Source organism: Hoeflea prorocentri (genome assembly GCF_027944115.1).
In the GTDB taxonomy this organism is placed as follows: Bacteria; Pseudomonadota; Alphaproteobacteria; order Rhizobiales; family Rhizobiaceae; genus Hoeflea_A; species Hoeflea_A prorocentri.
The window spans coordinates 700,964-721,264 of sequence record NZ_JAPJZI010000001.1 but is presented as its reverse complement, the minus strand read 5'-3'; the positions used below and the strand labels follow the sequence as shown (position 1 = coordinate 721,264).

Annotated in this window: 21 protein-coding genes; 5 read left to right on the top strand and 16 right to left on the bottom strand. The window is 58.0% G+C overall.

Features of this window, described 5'->3' with window-relative positions:
- Positions 1-12 precede the first annotated feature (12 nt).
- The 5 genes from OQ273_RS03315 (at position 13) to uxuA (ending at position 5,741) form a co-directional block, all read left to right on the top strand.
- The gene (locus OQ273_RS03315; protein WP_267989054.1) at positions 13-1,293 is read left to right on the top strand and encodes an ABC transporter substrate-binding protein; all 1,281 of its coding nucleotides are present in this window, start codon (positions 13-15) and stop codon (positions 1,291-1,293) included.
- A 120-nt stretch (positions 1,294-1,413) separates the two neighbouring features.
- Complete coding sequence (locus OQ273_RS03310; RefSeq protein ID WP_267989053.1) at positions 1,414-2,382, top strand: carbohydrate ABC transporter permease; 969 nt, start codon at positions 1,414-1,416, stop codon at positions 2,380-2,382.
- Positions 2,375-3,427: a carbohydrate ABC transporter permease gene (locus tag OQ273_RS03305; protein WP_267989052.1), complete on the top strand. Its 1,053-nt coding sequence runs from the start codon at positions 2,375-2,377 to the stop codon at positions 3,425-3,427. Before OQ273_RS03310 ends, OQ273_RS03305 begins: the two co-directional genes overlap by 8 nt.
- The gene (locus OQ273_RS03300) at positions 3,427-4,524 is read left to right on the top strand and encodes an ABC transporter ATP-binding protein (RefSeq protein ID WP_267989051.1); all 1,098 of its coding nucleotides are present in this window, start codon (positions 3,427-3,429) and stop codon (positions 4,522-4,524) included. The genes OQ273_RS03305 and OQ273_RS03300 overlap by 1 nt, the downstream gene beginning before the upstream one ends.
- Positions 4,524-5,741 carry a mannonate dehydratase gene (gene uxuA / locus OQ273_RS03295; protein ID WP_267989050.1) on the top strand — a complete coding sequence of 406 codons (1,218 nt, stop codon included), beginning with the start codon at positions 4,524-4,526 and terminating at the stop codon, positions 5,739-5,741. Before OQ273_RS03300 ends, uxuA begins: the two co-directional genes overlap by 1 nt.
- 48 nt (positions 5,742-5,789) lie before the next feature.
- On the opposite strand, the gene OQ273_RS03290 is transcribed toward uxuA, so the two are convergent.
- From OQ273_RS03290 to OQ273_RS03215, 16 genes are all read right to left on the bottom strand, one after another.
- Positions 5,790-6,746 carry an alpha/beta fold hydrolase gene (locus tag OQ273_RS03290; protein WP_267989049.1) on the bottom strand — a complete coding sequence of 319 codons (957 nt, stop codon included), beginning with the start codon at positions 6,744-6,746 and terminating at the stop codon, positions 5,790-5,792.
- A gap of 450 nt (positions 6,747-7,196) precedes the next feature.
- Positions 7,197-7,775 (bottom strand): TetR/AcrR family transcriptional regulator, encoded by a 579-nt coding sequence (locus OQ273_RS03285; RefSeq protein WP_267989048.1) that lies wholly within the window; start codon positions 7,773-7,775, stop codon positions 7,197-7,199.
- Positions 7,772-8,827, bottom strand: coding sequence for a flavin monoamine oxidase family protein (locus OQ273_RS03280; protein WP_267989047.1), 1,056 nt, complete (start codon positions 8,825-8,827; stop codon positions 7,772-7,774). Before OQ273_RS03280 ends, OQ273_RS03285 begins: the two co-directional genes overlap by 4 nt.
- A complete protein-coding gene (locus OQ273_RS03275; RefSeq protein WP_267989046.1) occupies positions 8,827-9,501 on the bottom strand; it encodes an SDR family NAD(P)-dependent oxidoreductase in 675 nt (224 codons plus the stop codon). Before OQ273_RS03275 ends, OQ273_RS03280 begins: the two co-directional genes overlap by 1 nt.
- Positions 9,502-9,504: 3 nt before the next feature.
- Entirely contained in the window at positions 9,505-10,173 is a 669-nt protein-coding gene (locus tag OQ273_RS03270; RefSeq protein ID WP_267989045.1) for a cupin domain-containing protein, read from the bottom strand.
- A gap of 22 nt (positions 10,174-10,195) precedes the next feature.
- Entirely contained in the window at positions 10,196-10,816 is a 621-nt protein-coding gene (locus OQ273_RS03265; protein ID WP_267989044.1) for a glutathione S-transferase family protein, read from the bottom strand.
- A gap of 157 nt (positions 10,817-10,973) precedes the next feature.
- Positions 10,974-11,678 carry a ribose-5-phosphate isomerase RpiA gene (gene rpiA, locus OQ273_RS03260; protein WP_267989043.1) on the bottom strand — a complete coding sequence of 235 codons (705 nt, stop codon included), beginning with the start codon at positions 11,676-11,678 and terminating at the stop codon, positions 10,974-10,976.
- A 15-nt stretch (positions 11,679-11,693) separates the two neighbouring features.
- Complete coding sequence (locus tag OQ273_RS03255; protein WP_267989042.1) at positions 11,694-12,536, bottom strand: MurR/RpiR family transcriptional regulator; 843 nt, start codon at positions 12,534-12,536, stop codon at positions 11,694-11,696.
- Positions 12,533-13,234, bottom strand: a complete 702-nt coding sequence (locus OQ273_RS03250; protein ID WP_267989041.1) for an HAD-IA family hydrolase — start codon at positions 13,232-13,234, stop codon at positions 12,533-12,535. The genes OQ273_RS03255 and OQ273_RS03250 overlap by 4 nt, the downstream gene beginning before the upstream one ends.
- On the bottom strand, positions 13,234-14,757 hold the full coding sequence (gene xylB / locus OQ273_RS03245; RefSeq protein WP_267989040.1) for a xylulokinase: 1,524 nt from the start codon (positions 14,755-14,757) through the stop codon (positions 13,234-13,236). Before xylB ends, OQ273_RS03250 begins: the two co-directional genes overlap by 1 nt.
- Complete coding sequence (locus OQ273_RS03240) at positions 14,754-16,208, bottom strand: aldehyde dehydrogenase family protein (RefSeq protein WP_267989039.1); 1,455 nt, start codon at positions 16,206-16,208, stop codon at positions 14,754-14,756. Before OQ273_RS03240 ends, xylB begins: the two co-directional genes overlap by 4 nt.
- Entirely contained in the window at positions 16,205-17,296 is a 1,092-nt protein-coding gene (locus OQ273_RS03235; RefSeq protein WP_267989038.1) for an ABC transporter ATP-binding protein, read from the bottom strand. Before OQ273_RS03235 ends, OQ273_RS03240 begins: the two co-directional genes overlap by 4 nt.
- Positions 17,293-18,420: an ABC transporter ATP-binding protein gene (locus tag OQ273_RS03230; protein WP_267989037.1), complete on the bottom strand. Its 1,128-nt coding sequence runs from the start codon at positions 18,418-18,420 to the stop codon at positions 17,293-17,295. Before OQ273_RS03230 ends, OQ273_RS03235 begins: the two co-directional genes overlap by 4 nt.
- Positions 18,417-18,599, bottom strand: a complete 183-nt coding sequence (locus OQ273_RS03225) for a hypothetical protein (protein WP_267989036.1) — start codon at positions 18,597-18,599, stop codon at positions 18,417-18,419. Before OQ273_RS03225 ends, OQ273_RS03230 begins: the two co-directional genes overlap by 4 nt.
- 5 nt (positions 18,600-18,604) lie before the next feature.
- Positions 18,605-19,408, bottom strand: a complete 804-nt coding sequence (locus tag OQ273_RS03220; protein WP_267989035.1) for a carbohydrate ABC transporter permease — start codon at positions 19,406-19,408, stop codon at positions 18,605-18,607.
- 2 nt (positions 19,409-19,410) lie between these two features.
- A complete protein-coding gene (locus OQ273_RS03215; protein WP_267989034.1) occupies positions 19,411-20,298 on the bottom strand; it encodes a carbohydrate ABC transporter permease in 888 nt (295 codons plus the stop codon).
- Between the last annotated feature and the right edge of the window lie 3 nt (positions 20,299-20,301).

Here is a 20,301-nt window from a genome sequence, read left to right as displayed (position 1 = left end):
GGGAGGAGCCAAATGTCTCAACTGAAAAAAACCGTCGGGACCGCATTTGCGGTCGCTGGACTCGGTCTGACACTGTCAGCCGGCTCGGCAATGGCACAGGAAATTACCTATATGTGCTCGAGTGACGGCAATGAATGCGAAACGGCGCGGGAAATCTTCGACCGTTTCGAAAAGGAAAACCCGGGCGTCACCGTCAAGATCGACGAAGTGCCCTACAAGGCAATCCTTGAAAGCCTGCCGGTACAGCTTTCAGCCGGAACCGGGCCGGACATGGCCAAGGTCACCGACCTCGGCGGCCTGAGCGAGTTTTACCTGGATCTCACACCCTACGTCGACAAGAAATATTGGGAAGACAGCTTCGGTGGCACGCTGGACTGGTACCGCAAGGGTCCGGACGATGACGGGATTTACGGCCTGCATTCGCAGCTCACCATCACCGGCGCATTCATCAACAAGACGCTCTTCGATCAGGCTGGCGTAGATGTCCCGAGTCCTGAGGCAAGCTGGGATGATTGGGCCAAGGCATCACTTGAGGTTGCCAAGAAGACGGAAACCAAATTCCCCATGGCCATGGACCGCTCCGGCCACCGCATCGCCGGACCGGCAATCTCCTATGGTGCCAAACTGTTTGGTCCCGATGGTGTGCCGTTCCTCGTGGATGACGCTTTCACCGCCTATGTCCAGAAATTCGTTGACTGGAACAATGACGGCACCATGGCCCGCGACGTTTGGGCCGGTTCCGGCGGCTCCAGCTATCAGGACGCCTCCAAGGAATTCATCAACGGCCAGCTCGTCTACTACTATTCGGGAAGCTGGCAGGTTGCAAAGATGGACGACCAGATCGGCGATGGATTCGACTGGGTCGTCGTGGGTTCGCCCTGCGGTGACGGCGGTTGCTCCGGCATGCCGGGCGGTGCCGGTATTGTCGGCTTCTCGCAGACCGAGCATCCGGAACTTGTCGCCAAGGCCATCGACTATCTGGCACAGGAAGGCAACTACGCTGAAATGACGGCCAAGACCCGCAATATCCCGGCACATCTGGGTGTTGCAGCCGCCGGCGTCGACTATGAGGGCGCATCGGCTCCGGCCGCAGCCGCACTTAACGCCTGGGGCGCCCAGGTCGGCAAAGTGTCGCCTATCGCCTTCGCCTATCAGGGTTACAAGAACAACCGCGCCATGTTCAACATCACCGTGCAGCGCGTAACCCAGGCCATCGTCGGCGAATTGTCCGTTGACGACGCCATGACCCGGGCCAAGGACGACCTTGCCAAGGCCCTGGCCGAATCGAACTAGTTCGATCATCCCCCGCCGGGCCTTGGCCCGGCGGGCAGCATGCAATGCAACAGGTTCGGACCGGGACTGCGCGGCTTTCAGCCCACCGGTCAGAACGGTTGCCCGCCGCGGAGGTGTGTGATGTTGAACGTTGTCGGCGCTTTGATGCGCCCCATCGAAATTCCCATGAGGTTCCTGCAGCTTAAGCTGGGCTTGAAAAATCCCGCATGGCTGTTCCTGGCGCCAAACCTGCTGCTGTTCGGCATCTTTGCCTTTCTGCCGGTTATCCTGAACCTCGTTTATTCCATGACAGGCTCCGATGCGATCCTGCTGCGTGACCGTCCATTCGTCGGAACAAGCAACTTCGATGAACTGCTGAGTTGCGCGAATTATCTCGATCCGGTCAGTTGCAAAGACGACCTTTTCTGGCGCGCCGTTCACAACACCGTCCTCTTTGTCGTCCTGCAGGTCGGCCTCATGGTCGCCTTTTCTCTGATCACGGCGCTCATTCTCAACCGTGACATCAGGGCGCGGGGATTTTTCCGCAGCGTGTTCTTTTTCCCGGTGCTTCTGTCTCCGGTTGTCGTTGCCCTGATCTGGAAATGGGTACTGCAGCGCGAGGGCGTTCTCAACGCCTGGCTGGAGGGCATGGGTTTCAGCAGCTTCAACTGGCTGCTTGATGCCTCCTGGGCTTTCGGTTGGAGCGTGTTTCTATCCATCTGGGCGCATATGGGCTTTTACACACTTATCCTTCTTGCCGGACTGCAGGCCATTCCCCGCGATGTCTATGAAGCAGCAAAAATGGACCGGGCCACCCCTTGGCGGACCTTCCGAAAGATCACCCTGCCGCTTTTGATGCCGACCATGCTGGTCGTGCTCGTTCTGGCCCTCATCAAGGGCGTGCAGACATTCGATGAAGTCTATGCCTTCACCAATGGCGGACCAGGTTCGGCAACCACCCTCATCATTCAGTATATCTATGAGACCGGCTTTGCCGGCGCGCCAAGACTGTTCGGACCGGCGGCCGCGGCATCGATCATGCTTGCCGGCATCCTCGTCGCGCTGACCTTCGTGCAACTCTGGGTTAACAGGAAGAACGTCGATGGCTAGGGCAATTGCATTTCTTACCCGCACCCGGGGCGTCGGCAAGCTCGACTGGACTGATTGGCTGTCCTACGGCTACCTGTTCCTTGGCGTGCTCTTGATGTTCCTTCCGGTTATCTGGCTGGGACTGTCTTCCTTCAAGACCGAGGAGGAACTGTCCCGCTTTCCGCCGCGGATCCTGCCGATGGCGCAGGAGACGATCGCCGTGGACGGTTATGACGATCCTCTGCCCCTTTACCGGATTACCGGCGGCGAATATGCGGGGGAAACCCTTGCACAAATCCGCCGCGTCGGTCTGGTCGCCCAGATGGTCAGGCCGGATGCGCCCAAGGAACGCCTCAAGGTCGACATCAATGACCGGCAGGCGATCGAGCGGTTCTCCCTGGCCTGGGACAATTACGGCGAGCTGTTTGATCGGTTCAATTTCCTGCGCTTCTTCAGCAACAGCGTCTTCATAACGGTTATCTCAACGGCAATCATGCTGCTGGTCAATTCCATGGCCGCCTTTGCGCTGTCGAAATATCAGTTCCGGGGGCGAATGGTGGTGCTTGCCCTTGTCATTGGAACTTTGATGGTCCCACAGACTGTTGTGCTCGTGCCGCTCTTCCTTATCACCAAGGAACTTGCCATGAGCGACAGCTTGTGGGGGGTCATCATACCCGGCGCCGCGACGCCAACGGGAGTCTTCCTGTTACGTCAGTACATGCTGACGATCCCCGATGAAATCCTTGATGCCGCCCGCATGGACAAGGCGAGCGAATGGAAAATCTACTGGCGGATCATCGTACCCTTGAGTGCGCCGGCAATCGCGGTTCTTGCAATCCTTGCCATCATGTGGCGCTGGAACGACTTCCTGTGGCCGCTCATCGTTCTGTCCAGCAGCGACAACTTCACCCTGCAACTGGCGCTCAACGCGTTCCAGGGCGAACTGAAGACCGAATGGAGCAACCTGCTCGCCATGACGATATTGGTGCTGCTGCCCATCGCTCTGGTGTTCGTCTTCCTGCAGAAATACATCGCAACCGGAATTGCATCGACGGGAGGCAAATGATGGGTCAACTCGTATTGAACAACGTCCGCAAATCCTACGGAACCGTGGATGTCATCAAAGGTGTCGATCTCAACATCGAACGGGGAGATTTCTGTGTTTTTGTCGGCCCGTCGGGCTGCGGAAAATCGACGCTGCTGAGAATGGTCTCGGGCCTCGAGGCGATAACCGACGGAACGATCGCGATAGATGGCCAGGTGGTAAACGATATCCCCGCAGCCGACCGGGGCCTGGCCATGGTGTTCCAGTCCTATGCGCTCTATCCGCATATGTCGGTACGCCAGAACCTTTCCTTCGGTCTTGAGAACGTCAACACACCAAGGGCACAGATCGACGAGAAGGTCATGGAAGTCGCCAAGATGCTGCAGATCGACATGCTTCTCGATCGCAAGCCAAAGGATTTGTCCGGCGGACAACGCCAGCGCGTTGCGATCGGTCGGGCCGTGGTGCGCGAGCCGTCAATCTTTCTCTTCGACGAGCCGCTCTCCAACCTTGATGCCGAACTGCGTGTCGATATGCGCGGGGAAATCGCTTCCCTGCATCGCCGCCTAGGCAACACGATGATCTACGTCACCCATGATCAGGTCGAGGCCATGACCATGGCCGACAAGATTGCCGTCCTGCGCCTTGGTGAGGTGGAACAGTTCGGCGCGCCGCTCGATATCTACAATCATCCGGCGAATATCTTTGTCGCCGGCTTTATCGGCTCGCCCAAGATGAACTTCATGGAAGGGACGATTTCCGCGTCCGGAGATGGAAAGGCGGAGTTCCACAACGGCGCCGACACAAGCTTTTCCGTCGAAGCCAACAGGTTTAACTTGAACGGCGATGACAAGGTCACTTTGGGCTATCGGCCGAACCACCTCACCGTTGTCGATGAAGACAAGGCCGACCTCGTGGTTTCCGTGCGCGATACCGAGCAGCTGGGCGGGGAATCCTTTGTCTACGGCAACAGCGACGACGGAAACCCGGTGACGATCCACCTGAGCGGCCAGACGCCCATCGAACCCGACACGCGGATCGGCATTTCCATCAATCGGGAGCATCTGCATCTGTTTTCCACGGATACGGGCGACAGTCTCGCGGCAGGACTTGCGTAATGCGGCAGACATGGCGCTGGTTCGGCCCCGCCGACACAATTTCGATTGACCAGCTTGCGCAGATCGGCGTCGAAGGCGTGGTGTCAGCCCTTCATCACGTTGAAACCGGAGCAGTCTGGCCCTCGGACGAAATAGCCAAAAGGCAGCGCGAAATTGCAACGACCGCTGACGGGCGACCGACGGGCCTTGAGTGGGAGGTCGTCGAAAGCCTGCCGGTTTCAGAGACGATCAAGACAGCTGGCCCGGGCTGGGAAAACCATATCGACAACTACCGGGTCAGCCTTGAAAACCTTGCGGCCGCGGGGCTGAAGACCATCTGCTACAACTTCATGCCGGTTCTCGACTGGACCAGAACACATCTTCGCTGGCCGCTTGCCAATGGCGGCACTGCCATGCGGTTCGACCTTGCCGAATTCGCGGCCTTCGACATCTATCTGCTTGGCCGGCAAGGCGCGGCGGACGACTACCCGAGCCAAGTGCGCGATCTTGCCGAAAAGCGCCATTCGGAAATGAGCGCACAGGAAAAGACAACCATTGAGCGCAATATCGTGGCCGGGCTTCCCGGCGCCAACGACGAATGGTCACTTGAGGAAATCAGGTCGCTTCTGGGTGTCTATGCGGACATTGATCACAATGTTCTGAGGCAAAACCTCGTGGCGTTTCTGGAAGCCGTCGTGCCGACGGCGGAGCGTCTCGGCCTTCGCTTGTGCTGTCACCCGGATGATCCGCCCTTTCCTATCCTCGGCCTACCCCGCATCATGTCGACGGTCGAAGACTATGCCCACATCATGGAAGCCGTGGATTCCCCGGCCAACGGCATTACACTGTGCACCGGATCGATGGGCGTTGCCGAGAATGTCGATTTCGTATCTTTTATTCGCAAATGGGGCCACCGCGTCCGTTTCGTTCACCTGCGCAACACGACCCGCAGCGGCGTCAGCTTCGACAACAAACATAGTTTCTTCGAAGACGCCCATCTCGATGGCGATACGGACATGGTCGCCGTGATCGCTGCACTGCTTTCAGAGGAAGAAAGGCGGCGGGCCAAAGGACAGGCCGACGCGGTGATACCGATGCGCCCGGATCACGGGCAGGAACTGCTTGATGATCTGAAACGGGATTCCATGCCAGGTTACCCTCTGGTCGGCCGCATGCGCGGATTGGCCGAACTGCGCGGCATCATGACCGCGCTCTCCTCTCAGCATCTCAAAGGCTGATTGAGAAAGAAAGATATTGGTTTTTTCCCATACCGTTAGACCATTTTCCTAAATATCATCCGCAAAACTGTTTCCCGCCTCGATCACCGCTTCGGACAACGGACCATAGAGTGTTCCGTGCAATGCACCGGGAATAACCACCAGTTTCGATCGCGGCATGGCCTTGTGCAAACGCCAGGCCGTTGACAGAGGGGTTGAAAGATCGACCCGGCTGTTGATCAGGATTGCAGGAATGTCGGCAAGAGCCGATGCCTGCTCCAACAATGGCGGCTCAAGCCAGGCAAGGTTTCGAAAGTAAAGGGTAACGACCCGGGCAAATCCAAGGCTGAACCTCAGCTCCTCAAAGCGCCCGGTGGGTTCGGCGCGCGGATCGACTTGCAGGACGGCCTCTTCCCATTGGCACCAGTTCCGCGCCGCCTCCTCTTCGATGCGCCGTTCACCGGACATCAGCCGATCCCCATAGGCGGCGGCCATGCCCATCCCCGGCACCCCTTCCGGAGCTCCCGCGAGAAAATCCTCAAAGGCCTCGGGCAGAAAATCACCAGCGCCGCCATAGAGGAAATCGATTTCGAAACGGCTGGTGGACGTGACCGCCGCCAGGATCATGCCCATTGTCCGTTCCGGCTGCGCATGGGCATAGGCCTGTGCCAGCGTTGCACCCCAGGATGAGCCGTAAACGTACCAGCCCGCAATCCCCAGCTCGATCCTCAGCCGTTCAATATCGCTGATCAGATGATCTGTGGTGTTGTCCCTGAGCGCATCAAGCGTATCGCCGGCATGAGGCTCGGAGCGCCCGCCGCCGCGCTGGTCCATGGCCACGATATGCCATTTCGACGGGTCGAACAGGCGTGGCATGCGCGCTGCAATGCCACCGCCGGGGCCACCATGAAGCAACAGCATGGCAGGGCGCGACGGATCGCCAAGGGTTTCCCAATAGACGGAATGACCGTCTTGCTGAGATAACCGGCCGGATTGAAGTGGCTCAGTCTGCGGATAAAGCGGCATCTGGGCCTCGGCTCCGGGGTGTCGTTGTGCTAGCTGATAACGGAACGCACTGTTTAGCACTGGATATTACGATGGATGAACATCCGGACCAACGGTTTTCCGGCCGGCGAACGTCGCTTTTCGGCTGGAAAGGTTTTCGCAAGGACCCAGGCCCCCAAACGACGATAGCGACACTTGTCGCCGTGGTGAATTTCTCACTGTTGGCTTACACCATCGATCAGATAGGGTATTTCGATGATCGGGGTTCTTTTTACATTTATCCATCGTTTGGCAAAGGACTTTACGTTCTGGCCACACTGACAGTGGTTGTCTCAATTATGTCGGCGTTTGTGATCCGGTATCGGTCTACTCAAGCCAGGTGGGGAGCCAGGGCTCTAGCTTGCGGGCTACCGGCCTTAATCGTCCTGACAACCGTTGCCCTCTGGTCGCGTTGAAACCAACGACAAACAGCTAGCCAGCCTTTTCGAGGCGACGCATGAATTGCGCGATCGCCGCATCAAAACGCGCCATCTTGCCTTCGAAACGAGCGGCGATCTGCGCACCTTCGGCGAGTGAATAGAGAGCTGCAGCCTCCTCATCCGGCACGGAAGGGCTATGGACACTCTTGTCTTCCGCACCGAGGCGAAATGTTGCCTCTAGCCAGTCGGTCACCATCGCGCGGAAACGGCCGATCTCGGTTCTGGTTTCATCCGACAGACCGTCCTGTCCAACGCAGAAGGCAACACACAGGCAAGTCGTGGTGCAGTTTTGCAGAGCCACGCGGTAAACATCCAGATAGGCCGCAAGTCGTTCCGACGCGCTGTCATGGGCACGGTCGATGTCCGCCAGATGCGCGCTCATACGGTCCCGATAGCGCTCCATGATTGCCGTCAGCAGATCGGATTTCGCCGGAAAGTGATAATGGATACTGGCCTTTCGAATGCCGATGGCTTCACTGAGATCGGCATAGCTGAAGCCATCATGGCCGCGTGCCCTGACGGCTTGCTCGGCGGCATCCATCAACGCCGTGCGTGTGTCGGCTTTGGTCATTGTATTTCCTTTTCCAGCAGCATGGCAGTTGTTTCAGCTGCTGCAAGAGCGCCCTCAAGATATCCTCCGAACTCAGCAGCGGTTTCCGATACGCAAAGCATCAATCGGCCGCCCCAAAGCCCGGCAAGTTCCGGTGACAACCCATACTGGGGATGGCTAGACAGTGCCTGATGATCGAGCTCCGCCGCAGTCTCCGTTTCAAACGCCCAGTCCTGCAAGGCTGTTTGCAGAGGATTGCCGGCCTCATTGCCAAACAGGCGCACAAGCTGCTGCAGTGCGGCAGCTTTCAGATCGGCCTGTCTGGATTGTCTTATCTGCACTGGCACGCCGACAAAGCCAAAAAGAGCGCCCGGCCCAGCCTGCGGCGATGACGCATCGTGGGTTTCCACAAGCGGCCCCTGACGGCTCATGGCATCGCCCGATAAACCGTCCTGCCGCCAGAAGGGGCGCTCGTAAACAGCCACGAACTTCGCCTGCCCTGCCATCCAGGTGGGAACAGAGCGCAGGGTGCTCATCTGCGCATCCGACAGTTGAGGCTCAAAGACAAGGCCCGCAGCGACACGTGGTGGAAGCGCCAGAACATAGCGCTCCGCCCGAATTGTCCCGCCGGACGCCAGCATCACACCCTTTGCCAGCGACAAAGACATGGCGGCATTGCCGGTAAGGATGCGCTCATCGGCCAGGCCTGCCGCAAGCCCTGCGATCAGCGCGCTCATGCCGCCCTCGAGCCTGTAGGACCCCTCCATCGAGGCGTAACCCACGCCGCGTTGAACGCGGCCGGCTTCATCCTCATAGGTTAGATCGCCTTCAGCATACTGGTCGAAGACAGCAAGTCCGAGCGATCTGACAAGCTCAGCCATGCGCGGTTGGCCGGGCCAGAACCACGAAGGACCAAGATCAAACCTCGCACCCTTGTACTCAAGCGTTTTGATACGCCCGCCGATCCGCTCACGCGCCTCGATGACAACATAGTCCGTGCCGGCCTGTTCCATCCGACGCGCAAGAGCCAGGCCGGAAAGGCCCGCACCGATTATGGCAACGTCCGTATCCATCAGAAGCTTTCGGATTGCGGCCGCAGGTCGAGTTCGTGGCTCCAGGTCGATCGCGGCTGGTTCGCCAGATCAAGATAGGCCTGAGCGATATCGTCGGTCTTCATCATTTTGGCAGGATCGAGCGAATGAAGCGCGCGGCTGGCCGGCGTGTCGATAATGCCATCAAGGATGACGTGAACCACATGGATGCCTGCTGGCTGGAACTCCCGCGCCAGCGATTGGGTCAGCCCACGCAGCGCGAATTTGGCCGAAGCAAACGCACTGAACCGGGACCCGCCGCGAAGGCTCGCGGTGGCGCCGGAAACGATGAAGGTTCCCTCACCGGCCTGCGCCATCGGCTCCATCACCGCCTGCGCCAGATTGAAGGCGCTGAGCGCCATGGCGCGCCAGCAGGTCTCGAAATCGGCCTGTGATGTATCGGCCAGCGCACTGATGACGAGGTGGGCGGGATTGTGAACCACCAGTTTCGGGGCGCCATATTGCTCGATAGCCGGCTGCAATACCGCCTTCACGGCCTCGCCGTCACTGAGGTCACAGGACAGGATACCCGCTTCAGCGGATGGCGAGCGCACAAGACCGACGGAATGATACCCGACGACCTCGAAACGACGCATAAGTGCCGACCCCAGTCCCGGACCGGCGCCTGCGACAAGTGCCAATGAGCGATCACCCATGACCTACACCTGCGGCGGCTTTGCATAGGGCAGATGCCCGGTTTTCATCCAGACCTTTGCGCCTTCAGGGCCGGCAACCGCCGAAAGGCTCTGGCCTTCCGGCAGCCGCAGCCACGATCCCTTGCGAAGCATGTCTCCAGCTTCCGTCATGCTGCCGTCAATCATGAGCACCTCGATGCCACCGGTGTCCGACACCTCGATGGATGCACCGGCCTGCGCCTCCATGTAGGTCACGGTCTCACGATCGTCCCGGTGGAGCGTCGCAATCCTCAGTCCGTTTTCGTCAGGCCCGAGCTCCTCCGCCATATCCTTGCGGAACTGGTTGCGGTCATCCATGTCGAACTGCCAGAGCTTCACAAAGATCGTGCAGCCCTTGTCGGAACCGGGTGCATGACGTGTTGTCGGCGGATTGCGCACATAGGTGCCGGCAGGAAAGTCGCCATGCTCGTCCTGAAAGACACCATCCAGCACGATGAACTCCTCGCCGCCCGTATGGGTATGGGCAGAGAAGTTGCTCTCGGGCGCATAACGGACGATTGTCGTCGCACGGGCAACCTCGCCGCCGATCCGGTCCAGCATTCGGCGGTCGACACCGGGCATCGGTGAGGCACGCCACGGCTCCTCGTCCGAATGGACAAGGACGCGTTTTGCAAAATCTGTGTTCAGTTCCATGATCTGGTCCTTTTAAGACGCGTTAGGCGGCAATGCTTGGACGGGCGGAAACTCTTTCACGCCATGCAATCAGATTTGTCAGATCCGAGGGAATTTCAACCTTGGCAAAATCCGCAAACGCCAATCCGGCAAAGGCAGTGATATCAGCCATGGAAAACTGCGTACCGGCCAGATAGTCATTGTCTGCAAGGACGTTATCAAGGTAACCCATCATCGCTGTCGCGTTTTCACGCTGCTTTTCACCCCATTCCCTGTTCTGGTAGGTTTCCAGATCGGGACCAAGGCCCGGCGTTGCGTGATGAAAATAGGCGCCAACGGCATCAAGCAGACCGGCCTCCGCGCGGCGGTTCATCATGTGAACGACAGCGCGTTCCTTTGGATTTTCCCCGCAAAGCGACGGGCCGTCAAAAGCGCCGTCTATATACTCGGTAATCGCAGTACATTGTGAGATGCAGGTCCCGTCTTCCAGCTCCATGTAGGGAACGGCCGCATCCGGGTTTTTGGCGCGGGAGGTCTCTGAGCGGTGCTCGCCTCCCATGAGATCAACAGGAACAAAGTCCACCTTGTCGGTCGCCCCCTTCTCGGCCAGGGCAATGCGAACACGTACGGGATTCGGAAAGGCCTCTACGTCATAGATTTTCATGAAACGAACTCCCTTCGACTCTATAAAACACAATCTACCTACTACATGGTAGGCTTGTTGCCAAGAAGCTTTTGAGAACCGGTATTCACAGTCCCGTTACCCGAACACGGTCGGGCTTGGATTATTCAGGGACCAAGACGGAGGTGAGCCTGTCAGCCTATTTCAGGATGATTTTCGTGCTACCGTCGAAATGCCCCACGACCATCCCGGACGATTCACCGGTAAACAGGCCGTTTTCGACAACACCCGGAATCATGTTCAATGCTGTTTCAACGGCCGCAGGGTCATGGATCTGACCACATTTACAATCGATTATGTAATGACCGCTGTCGGTAATGACCGGATCGCCATTCGTCTCGCGCCGATAGATATCCGCTCCGGCGATCCCGTTGTTTTCCAGCGCCTTTTCAATGAGGCGCATCGTCTGCCGGTATCCGAACCGCACGACTTCGACCGGCAGCGGAAATGCGCCGAGCACATCGACGATCTTTGTCTCGTCGCAGATGGTGATCATTTTCCTTGAGGCATGCGCGACAATCTTTTCCCACAGCAGACAGGCCCCACCGCCCTTGATCATGTTGAAATCGCGGTCGATTTCGTCAGGCCCGTCAATGGTCAGGTCCAGTTCACCGATATCGTTCACATCGGTGATCACAATGCCCACCTCTTCCGCAACAGCGGTGGTGCTGCGCGACGTGGTGGTTGCAGTAATCGACAAGCCATCGCGAACGCGCTCCCCCAGAGAGCGCACGAAGAAATGCGAGGTCGTACCCGATCCAAGACCGATCTTCATGCCGTCGAAGACGAATTCGTCGATTGCGGCCTTCCCGGCGGCGATTTTGGCTTTGTCCTGCGGGCTCATTTGTGGCGTGTCCTATCAGAGCTTTTCGGTGACCCATGAATCGAGCGCCGGCAGCTGATCGGGGAATTCCGAACCCTTGGCGATCGAGATGGTCGATACCAGCATATTAACGAGCAATTGATGATTGAGACGTGAGGCAAGCGGCGTCATGGCTTCCATGCGTTCATAGGGCTTGATGCCGATACACTGGGTCGAAACGGTCGCCAGCGGACTGTCCGGCGCGGTAACCGCAATGGTCACAGCCCCTTTGGAATGAGCTTCGCGCGAAACATCGACAAGCCGCCGTGTGGCGCCCGATTGCGAGAAAATAAGCAACGTATCGCCCTTACGTGCATCGCGGGCAAGCGCCAGTTGCCGTGATGTACGGATAACCGCAGCGCACCTTAAGCCAAGGCGGCCGAATTTGTGCTCAGCGTCCAGCGCCGCAATTTCGGACATGCCGGTCGCCACAACGCCTATCCATCGCGCATCGGCAAGAGCCTGCGTGGCTTTTTCTATCTCTTCGATATTGAAGTCCTGCAAGGCACGCTGAACGGCATTGATGGAATTGTGGCAGGTTTTGCGAACGACCTCTGCCGCCGTGTCGTCGGACTGGATTGCCTCATAGGCGAAGGGCGCAGACGGCACCAGGTCCTGAGCCAGCCGCATCTTGAACTCATAAAATCCGTCAAACCCGAACCGGCGGAAGAACCGGACGATTGTCGGGTCGCTGACCTTGCTCGCCTCCGCAATCGCCGCCATGTTCATATTGATGACGTCCGACGGCTTGCTGCGAACGAATTCAGCAACCCGGCGTTCCGCGCCGCCCATATCATTCATCTCGGAACTGATGAGGTGAAGAAGACTGGTTGAACTCATGCCACGTCGACCCTGCTGTCATCACGCGATGTGAAGGGTAGAAGATCTGCCAGGCGGTCAATCTTTGTATCCCCGTTTGAATCGAGGAACCGCCCGCCCCCCCATTTGACGAGATAAAACGGGACACCCGCATTCTGCGCAGTTGCCCTGTCCACCTCGGTATCCCCGACATAGACTGTGTTGTCTGCCGTTTCATTCATTCCTTCGATCACCGCCAGCAAATGGGCCGGATCGGGTTTTCGCTTTGTCACGCTTTCCGCATCAGCGCCCAAAGCACTGGTAAAGAAGCTGGAAATACCGAGATGTTCCAGAACCAGACCGGTCAGCCGATGGGGCTTGTTGGTGCACACGCCCAGCTTGATTCCCTTTGAGTGAAGTGCCCGGATATCCTCGTGCACATGGTCGAAGAACCGTGTGCAGGCGGCCGGAGCCTGCGCATAATACTCCATATAGTCGGAAAGCCGCTTTCCCAGCTCCACATCTGCCAGGTGCATGCCGTGATCCTTGAAGATCCTCGAAAGCATCGAGCGCGAGCCATCGCCGATAAAACGCTCCACATAATCGACCGACAGGTGCGGTTGCTTCAAATCCGCCATCACGCGGTTGACGGCGGCTGTAATATCCGGTGCGCTGTCGATCAACGTACCATCCAGATCAAACACAATTGCCTTGCGCTTCGCGCTTGAGCCCTCGGCCATTACATCGCCTCCACACCCTGCAATTCCGATAAGCCATAGCTCACTGCCAGCAATGCTTCATGGAGTGTCTGGTAGTGAGCGAAGTATTCATTGTAGCGGACATGGGCCGACGCCATGGGAGACCAGCGGTTAACCTCTTTGCAGATCGTCTCGATATCATCGACACCCTGCCAGTGGCCCTTTCCGATTCCGGCAAGAATGGCAGCGCCGAAAGCGCCGCCATGCGACGAGTTTGATGTCGTCACCACAGGTGCCCCGAATATGTCGGCCTGCATCTGGTTCCAGAACGGCGACAACGATCCGCCGCCTGACGTATGAATAAGCAACCCTTCCGGAGCGCGTTCCGGATCGATCAGCCCGGCCATATCCCGAAGCGAGAAGACAATGCCTTCAAAAACCGCCCGATGCATATGCGCAAGGGAATGATGGGAACGCACGCCGACAAACGCCCCGCGGGCATCCGGATCAGGCCAGGGACACCGCTCGCCCATGAGATACGGCAAAAAGAGCATGCCGCCCGAACCCAGATCGACTTGCTGCGCGGCTTCTGAAAGCTCATCGAAATGGGGCGGCGACCGATCGTCCGACCCGTGCAGGCCACGCCACCATTCAAGCGCGCTTCCGGCATTGAGCGAAACGCCCATGCAGTGCCATTTGTCAGGCAGAACATTGCAGGAAATCTGAACGCGGCCTCCCGTATTTGCCAATGGTGCATTCAAGGCGGCTGCAACTATTCCGGCCGTGCCGATAGTGGTTTGCAGGCGACCGGGCGCGGCCACACCTGATCCCAGTGTCTGGATAACGGCATCCCCGCCGCCGCCGATCACCGGCGTGCCGACCGGAATTCCGAAAATCTGAGCACCTTGAGATGTCACCTTCCCGGCAATCTCCGCCGACTCCAATGCCGGTGGAAGCAATTGACGATCAAGCCCGATGCAATCGAACAACTCATCGGACCATCGCCGGTTGGCTACATCAAACAGGCCGGTTCCTGACGCATCCGTGACCTCGGTCATCCGTTCACCGGTCATCAGCAGCCGGATATAGTCCTTCGGATTGAGGATGATCCGGGTGCGCTCGAAAGCCTGCGGCTCATGTTTCAAGAACCATCTGATCTTGCCACCGGTGAAACCGGGGAGCATCTGGTTGCCAGTCATGGAAATGAGTCCATCCAACCCGCCAGCCAGATCGGTTATCTCCGCACATTCGACAGCATTGCGCTGATCATTCCACAAGATCGCCGGGCGGATGACCTCGTCGCCGGCATCAAGCGCCGTCATGCCATGCATCTGACCGGAAAGACCGACGCAGGCCAATTCGACATCGTGTTCGGACAACAGCGCCTTGACGGCACGGGCAGCCCCGTCCCTCCAAAGGTGCGGGTCCTGTTCGGCCCAGCCTTCGCGCGGCTGATCAAATCCATAGGGTGATGTCTGCGTTCCTATCACTGTGCCGTCCGCTGAAAGCAGGAGCGCCTTGCAACTGGATGTGCCTATATCGATCCCGAGGAAAGCCGCCGTCATTGCAATGCGTCCTCATCAAAGCAGAGCCGGACATGCTTGTAATTCAAGTATTCCAGCAGACCCTCTCGCGCGTGTTCGACGCCGATACCGCTCTGTTTCCATCCTCCGTAGGGCGCGCTGATAATACCCGCGTCAACATTGTTAACGGCGACATTTCCATAGTCGAGATGGCGCGAGTAATAGCGCATCTCGTCCATGTTCTTTGTGTAGAGATAGCTTGCCAGGCCATAGGGCGTGTCGTTTGCCATCCGCACCGCCTCCGCATGTTTGTCAAAGGCTGTCACGCCAACGAGCGGGCCGAAGGTCTCTTCGGTCATGACCTTCATGTCGTGAGAACAGTCCGCGACCACGGTCGGCCGGAAGAACAGGCCGTTTTCAAGGCCCGGCGCATCCGGAGCTCTCCCGCCGGCAACAAGCCGCGCACCGCGCTCCAATGCATCCGCAAGATGTTGCTTCGTCTTGTCCAGCGGCTCCTGCGAACACAAAGCCCCCAGATCGGCGTCGGGATTTTCCAACCCATCATCGACAACAAGTGAATCCGCCGCGGCGGCGAGCTTTTCAAGGAAAGGTTCATACGCCGCCCGCTCCACATAGATGCGGTTGATGGCAATGCAGATCTGTCCGCAATTGCGGAACGAGCGCCGCGCGGCCCCTTTGACGGCCTGATCGAGATTTGCCTGCGCCGTCACGATCATCGGACAATTGCCGCCAAGTTCCAGCGACAGGCGCTTGATGTTTTTGAGAGACTGCTGGATATGCAGCCCTACCGCGCTGGAGCCGGTAAAGGCAATCTTGTCGGGAATGTCGCTCTCGACCATCTGCTGACCGACGGTCGACCCTTTGCCGGTGACCATATTGATTGTACCGGCCGGCAGACCGGCATCAACCATGCACTCCATGATCGCAAGCGGACTGAGCGGCGTCAGCTCAGGGGGTTTGACGACCAGCGTACATCCGGCGGTAAGGCCTGCGGCAACCTTCCACCCGATCAGTTCCGCCGGATAGTTCCATGGCGAAATCGCAGCTACGACACCGATCGGTTCGCGGACGACAAGGCTCTGATAAGCATTGCTGTCATTGGGAATGATCTCGCCGAAAACGCGGGTTGCTTCCTCGGCATAAAAATCAAACGTATCGGCCAGCTTGCTGATCTCGCCCACGGCCTCGTTGACCGGCTTGCCCTGCTCGCTGGTCATCAGCCGCCCGAGATCGGATTTGCGTTCCCGGATGATGTGGGCGGCGCGTTTAAGAAGGCGCGCCCGTTCGACCGGGGGCCTCTTGGACCAATCGCCGAACGCCAGCCGTGCAGCCCTGAGCGCAAGATCAACTTCAGCCGGCGTGGCATGCGACACCGTCCCCACAACGCTTCCGCGTGCCGGGTTACGAACCTCAATGGCGTCGCCCTCGCCAACAACCCAAACACCATCGATCAGCATTTTTGTCCGGGTCATGCCGCTGCCTCTTTGCCGTGTTGCAGGGCGGCACCGGTTTTTGAACAAAACAGGTGCGACTTCCCGGTTTCAGGAACCAGCCGCACAAGATCTCCCGGTCGCCAGGGACTGGCGCGCCCGTCTATCGCCTTCAACTGGCCACTCGTCGTCTTGATCGTGAGCACACACCGCTCGCCATGGAATTCGTTGACCATGACCTCGCCGTGCAGCCCGTCTTCATGCTCGCCGGCGGACTGAACCTCGGTATCCTCCGGCCTGAAGCCGAAGACGAATTCAGTCCGGGTAACGGCATCTGCGGGCGCAACCGCGCTGATCTTTCCGGCGGCCGTCTCCATCTTGCCGTCCGTATATTGTGCATCAATGAAGTTCATGGCCGGGTCGCCCAGAAACCCGGCCACGAACCTGTTGACGGGTGTGGTCCAGAGTGCTTCCACGTCACCGATCTGCTGAATGATCGCATGGTTCATAACAATGATCCGGTCGGACAGCGCAACGGCCTCCTCCTGATCATGCGTGACATAGACCGTTGTCGCACCAAGCTCATCGTGGATGCGACGGATTTTGACACGAAGTTCCGTGCGCAGACGATAATCGAGGTGAGACAGCGGCTCATCCAGCAGCATCACATTCGGATCGCGGATCAAGGCACGGGCAATGGAAACGCGTTGTGCCTGCCCACCCGACAATCCGGAGGGTTTGCGGTCGAGAAGATCACTGATCTGGAAGGTCTGGACAACCTTTTCAACGCGCGAGTTGATTTCGCTGCCCGCAAACCCGCGAGATCGCAGCGGGAATTCGAGGTTCTCCCGAACCGTCATTGGAGAGTAGAGCGCATAGGATTCGAATGCCAGGGCGACATTTCTTTCCGCCGGTTTGAGATTGTTCACCACCTTGTCGCCAAAGCGGATTTCACCCTTCGATATCGTCTCAAGCCCCGCAATCATGCGCATGGTGGAACTCTTGCCGCAACCGGATGGCCCAAGCAGCGCCAGGAACTCGCCATCGCGGGCCTCGAACGAAGCCTCACGCACGGCAACGACATCGCCGTCATAAATCTTCCAGACATCAGTGAGGGAAAGCGAACTCATGCTGCATCCTCTGCAACCGATGATGTGTCGAGATCGAAGGTGGCGTCAAAGAGATGGCCGCGGTTCTCGTCCAGTCGGATCCAGACCTGCTGTCCCATCGACAGATCCGTGTGTGCAGGACAGATCCCGCCAAAGTAGACGCCGGCGATCTCGAAATAGACCAGCAGATGATCAGCGCTGTGTTCAATCGTATAGACGGGCAGTGCTGTCGCATTGCCCGGGTCTTCGAGATGAACCTGAACACCGCTTGGACGAATGCCGAGCCGTGCCTTATCCGACCCCGCCTTAAGGCGGTCCTCGGCCTCCTGGCTGAGATGGGCGTTAAGCTTCAGCGTTACACCTCCGGCAAGCAACGTCATCCCGTTTTCCGATTTGCGAAGCAATCCGTCCACCATGTTCATGACTGGATCGCCCAGAAGCCTGCCGACAAAATCCGTCGCCGGTTTCGCATAAACCTTGCGCGGCTCATCGATCTGCAAAACCTTGCCCTGGTTGAGGATCAGCAGCCGGTCCGACAGTCCGAGCGCCTCGCGAAAATCATGGGTGACATAGATGATGGTCGCACCGAGATTGTTTGCCATCGCCTTCAGATTGGCGCGCGCCACGGTCCGCAGCTTGGCGTCGAGATGCGCAATCGGTTCGTCCAGGAGATAAACATCGGCTTCACGCACCAGCGCCCGGGCCAGCGCAACACGCTGTTTTTGTCCGCCGGAGAGCTGCACCGGATTGCGTTCAAGCAAGTGCCCGATATCCAGTTCGTCCGCCGTCCACTGGACCTTCTTCCTGATCTCGGCCACAGAGCGTTTCGGCGCCCGGGGCGAGCGAAGCGGAAAGGAGATGTTCTCCTCAACCGTCATGTGCGGATAGAGCGCGTAGTCCTCAAACGCCATGGCGATATTGCGGTTCTGCATGGCCATGCCTTCCAAGGGGCGGCCGCGGATCGAAATGCGTCCCTGATAGTCACTTTTCATGCCGGCGATGAGTTCGAGGATTGTTGTCTTTCCCGCACCTGAGGGTCCGAAAAGCGTAAAGAACTCGCCCTCCTTGCATTCAAATGAAACATCGTTGAGCGCCTGGGTCATCCCATAGGTCTTGGAGAGGTTTTCAACCGTCAGCACATTCATGACTTCGCATCCCCGCCTGCAATGAGCCTGTAGCCACGCCAGACGAACCAGATAAGAAAGGCAAATGCGAATGCCGACCCGGCATAGAAGTTCACATAATCCTCAAGCCCGGCGAGAAGGGCGAAATGAATGCCGATAAAGCCGACCATTCCCCAAAATATGCGATCCATCAAATCCATCGCAATTACCCCTTCACCGCGCCGAATGTCAGACCCCGGATCACGTGTTTCTGCATAATCCACGCGGCCAGCAGCGTCGGCAAAACGGCAATGCACATCAGTGCTGCCATCGGACCCCATTGAATCTCGACAGAACCCCAGAAGGTCGACTGACCAACAGAGATGGTGCGGGCAATGCGCCGGGTAAACAGGAACGCAAACAGAAACTCGTTCCAAGACCAGATGAGGCAGAACATCGTTGTCACGGCAATACCGGGCTTGATCAGCGGGAACACGATCCAACGCAGAATGGAAAGGCGATCGTAACCATCCAGCATGGCCGCTTTTTCCAGGCTCTCAGGTATCTCGCGGAAGAAACCGTAAAGCAGGAAGGTCGCAAAACTCATATTGAAATATACGTAAAGCAGGCTCAGACCCAGATGGGTGTCCAGCAGGCCGAGATCGCGAAACAAGAGAAAGAACGGGATTGCGGCGACGACACCTGGAAACATGCGTGTCGAAATCGTGATGAACAGAATGTGGCCATTGCCGGTATTGAACCGTGCAAAGCTGTAGGCTGCCGGGAGCGACACGGCCATGACAAAAAACGTGCTCGCGACACTCATGATCATTGAGTTTATCAGCTCCCAGTAGGATGGGCGCACATTGATCAGATAATCGAAGTTTTCCAGCGTCGGCGCAAAGACAAAGGGATTGTCTGCAAAAATGTCATCAGGCCCTTTAAGCGCCGTGACGTAAATCCACAGCACCGGGAATACGAAAACGAAAACCATGAGCCCGACGGCGAGCCAGAATAAGAAGCGGCCCATCATCATTTCCCATCCATCGCTTTGATCAACTGCTTGAACATGAGCGCGCCGACAATGAGCGTGATGTAAAGCGCAAAGAGCGCATAGGCAGCGCCCTGCCCGATATCGAAGAAGACGAACGAAACGCGGTAGATCATCCAATCCAGCAACTCGGTCTCAAGGCCGCCGCGTGTCGTTCCGTAGAGCGGATCGAACAGCCGCATCAGCCACATCGTTCGCAGCAGGATAATGATGATGATCAGCGGCTTGAGCATCGGAAGCGTCAGGCGGAAGAATATGCGCCAGGGTGATGCGCCGTCGATTTGAGCCGCTTCATACTGGTCCCTGGGCAGACCCTTGAGGCCCGCCAGCAGGACAAATGTCGAAAACGGAAGCCACTGCCATATGGTTATGAACGCAACCGTATTAAGCGCCAGACCCGGCGTGGACAGAAAACCGACCGGTTCAAAGCCCGCCCAGCCGATCACGGTGTTCACGACGCCGAACTGGATGTGCAGGATGTAGTTCCACATCAAGGACATGGACAGCGGCGAGACAAGCAGCGGGATGAAACACAGACCGCGCACGATCCCCTGCCCCTTGAAATCCCTGTTCAGGACCAGGGCAAGCGCCATGCCGAGCGTCAGCTCGACCGATATGGATAACACCAGCACATAAAGGGTGCGCCCGAGCGCCGCCCAGAACACATCGTCGGCGAGCACGGCGCGGTAATTATCCAGGCCGATAAAGTTGGGCGCGCCGCGCATCACATAGTCGGTGAACGACATGTAAAGGCTGTAGAGGGTCGGGTAGAGCATGAAGCAGACCAGGAAGAGCAGCAGCGGCCCGATCAGGATCCATCTCATATATCGGTCGTCGTCAAACAGCCGGGTCTTGACCTGTTCAGCCATTAC

Bases quoted from the DNA above. Each gene is read 5' to 3' on its own strand.
- OQ273_RS03275 (WP_267989046.1), bottom strand. From the start codon at position 9,501: ATGGGTGATCGCTCATTGGCACTTGTCGCAGGCGCCGGTCCGGGACTG.
- rpiA (WP_267989043.1), bottom strand. From the start codon at position 11,678: ATGAGCCCGCAGGACAAAGCCAAAATCGCCGCCGGGAAGGCCGCAATC.
- OQ273_RS03290 (WP_267989049.1), bottom strand. From the start codon at position 6,746: ATGCCGCTTTATCCGCAGACTGAGCCACTTCAATCCGGCCGGTTATCT.
- OQ273_RS03315 (WP_267989054.1), top strand. From the start codon at position 13: ATGTCTCAACTGAAAAAAACCGTCGGGACCGCATTTGCGGTCGCTGGA.
- OQ273_RS03270 (WP_267989045.1), bottom strand. From the start codon at position 10,173: ATGGAACTGAACACAGATTTTGCAAAACGCGTCCTTGTCCATTCGGAC.
- OQ273_RS03310 (WP_267989053.1), top strand. From the start codon at position 1,414: ATGTTGAACGTTGTCGGCGCTTTGATGCGCCCCATCGAAATTCCCATG.
- OQ273_RS03305 (WP_267989052.1), top strand. From the start codon at position 2,375: ATGGCTAGGGCAATTGCATTTCTTACCCGCACCCGGGGCGTCGGCAAG.
- OQ273_RS03300 (WP_267989051.1), top strand. From the start codon at position 3,427: ATGGGTCAACTCGTATTGAACAACGTCCGCAAATCCTACGGAACCGTG.
- OQ273_RS03220 (WP_267989035.1), bottom strand. From the start codon at position 19,408: ATGGGCCGCTTCTTATTCTGGCTCGCCGTCGGGCTCATGGTTTTCGTT.
- OQ273_RS03285 (WP_267989048.1), bottom strand. From the start codon at position 7,775: ATGACCAAAGCCGACACACGCACGGCGTTGATGGATGCCGCCGAGCAA.
- OQ273_RS03225 (WP_267989036.1), bottom strand. From the start codon at position 18,599: ATGGATTTGATGGATCGCATATTTTGGGGAATGGTCGGCTTTATCGGC.
- OQ273_RS03250 (WP_267989041.1), bottom strand. From the start codon at position 13,234: ATGGCCGAGGGCTCAAGCGCGAAGCGCAAGGCAATTGTGTTTGATCTG.
- OQ273_RS03230 (WP_267989037.1), bottom strand. From the start codon at position 18,420: ATGAATGTGCTGACGGTTGAAAACCTCTCCAAGACCTATGGGATGACC.
- OQ273_RS03240 (WP_267989039.1), bottom strand. From the start codon at position 16,208: ATGACCCGGACAAAAATGCTGATCGATGGTGTTTGGGTTGTTGGCGAG.
- OQ273_RS03255 (WP_267989042.1), bottom strand. From the start codon at position 12,536: ATGAGTTCAACCAGTCTTCTTCACCTCATCAGTTCCGAGATGAATGAT.
- OQ273_RS03215 (WP_267989034.1), bottom strand. From the start codon at position 20,298: ATGGCTGAACAGGTCAAGACCCGGCTGTTTGACGACGACCGATATATG.
- xylB (WP_267989040.1), bottom strand. From the start codon at position 14,757: ATGACGGCGGCTTTCCTCGGGATCGATATAGGCACATCCAGTTGCAAG.
- OQ273_RS03265 (WP_267989044.1), bottom strand. From the start codon at position 10,816: ATGAAAATCTATGACGTAGAGGCCTTTCCGAATCCCGTACGTGTTCGC.
- OQ273_RS03235 (WP_267989038.1), bottom strand. From the start codon at position 17,296: ATGAGTTCGCTTTCCCTCACTGATGTCTGGAAGATTTATGACGGCGAT.
- uxuA (WP_267989050.1), top strand. From the start codon at position 4,524: ATGCGGCAGACATGGCGCTGGTTCGGCCCCGCCGACACAATTTCGATT.
- OQ273_RS03280 (WP_267989047.1), bottom strand. From the start codon at position 8,827: ATGGATACGGACGTTGCCATAATCGGTGCGGGCCTTTCCGGCCTGGCT.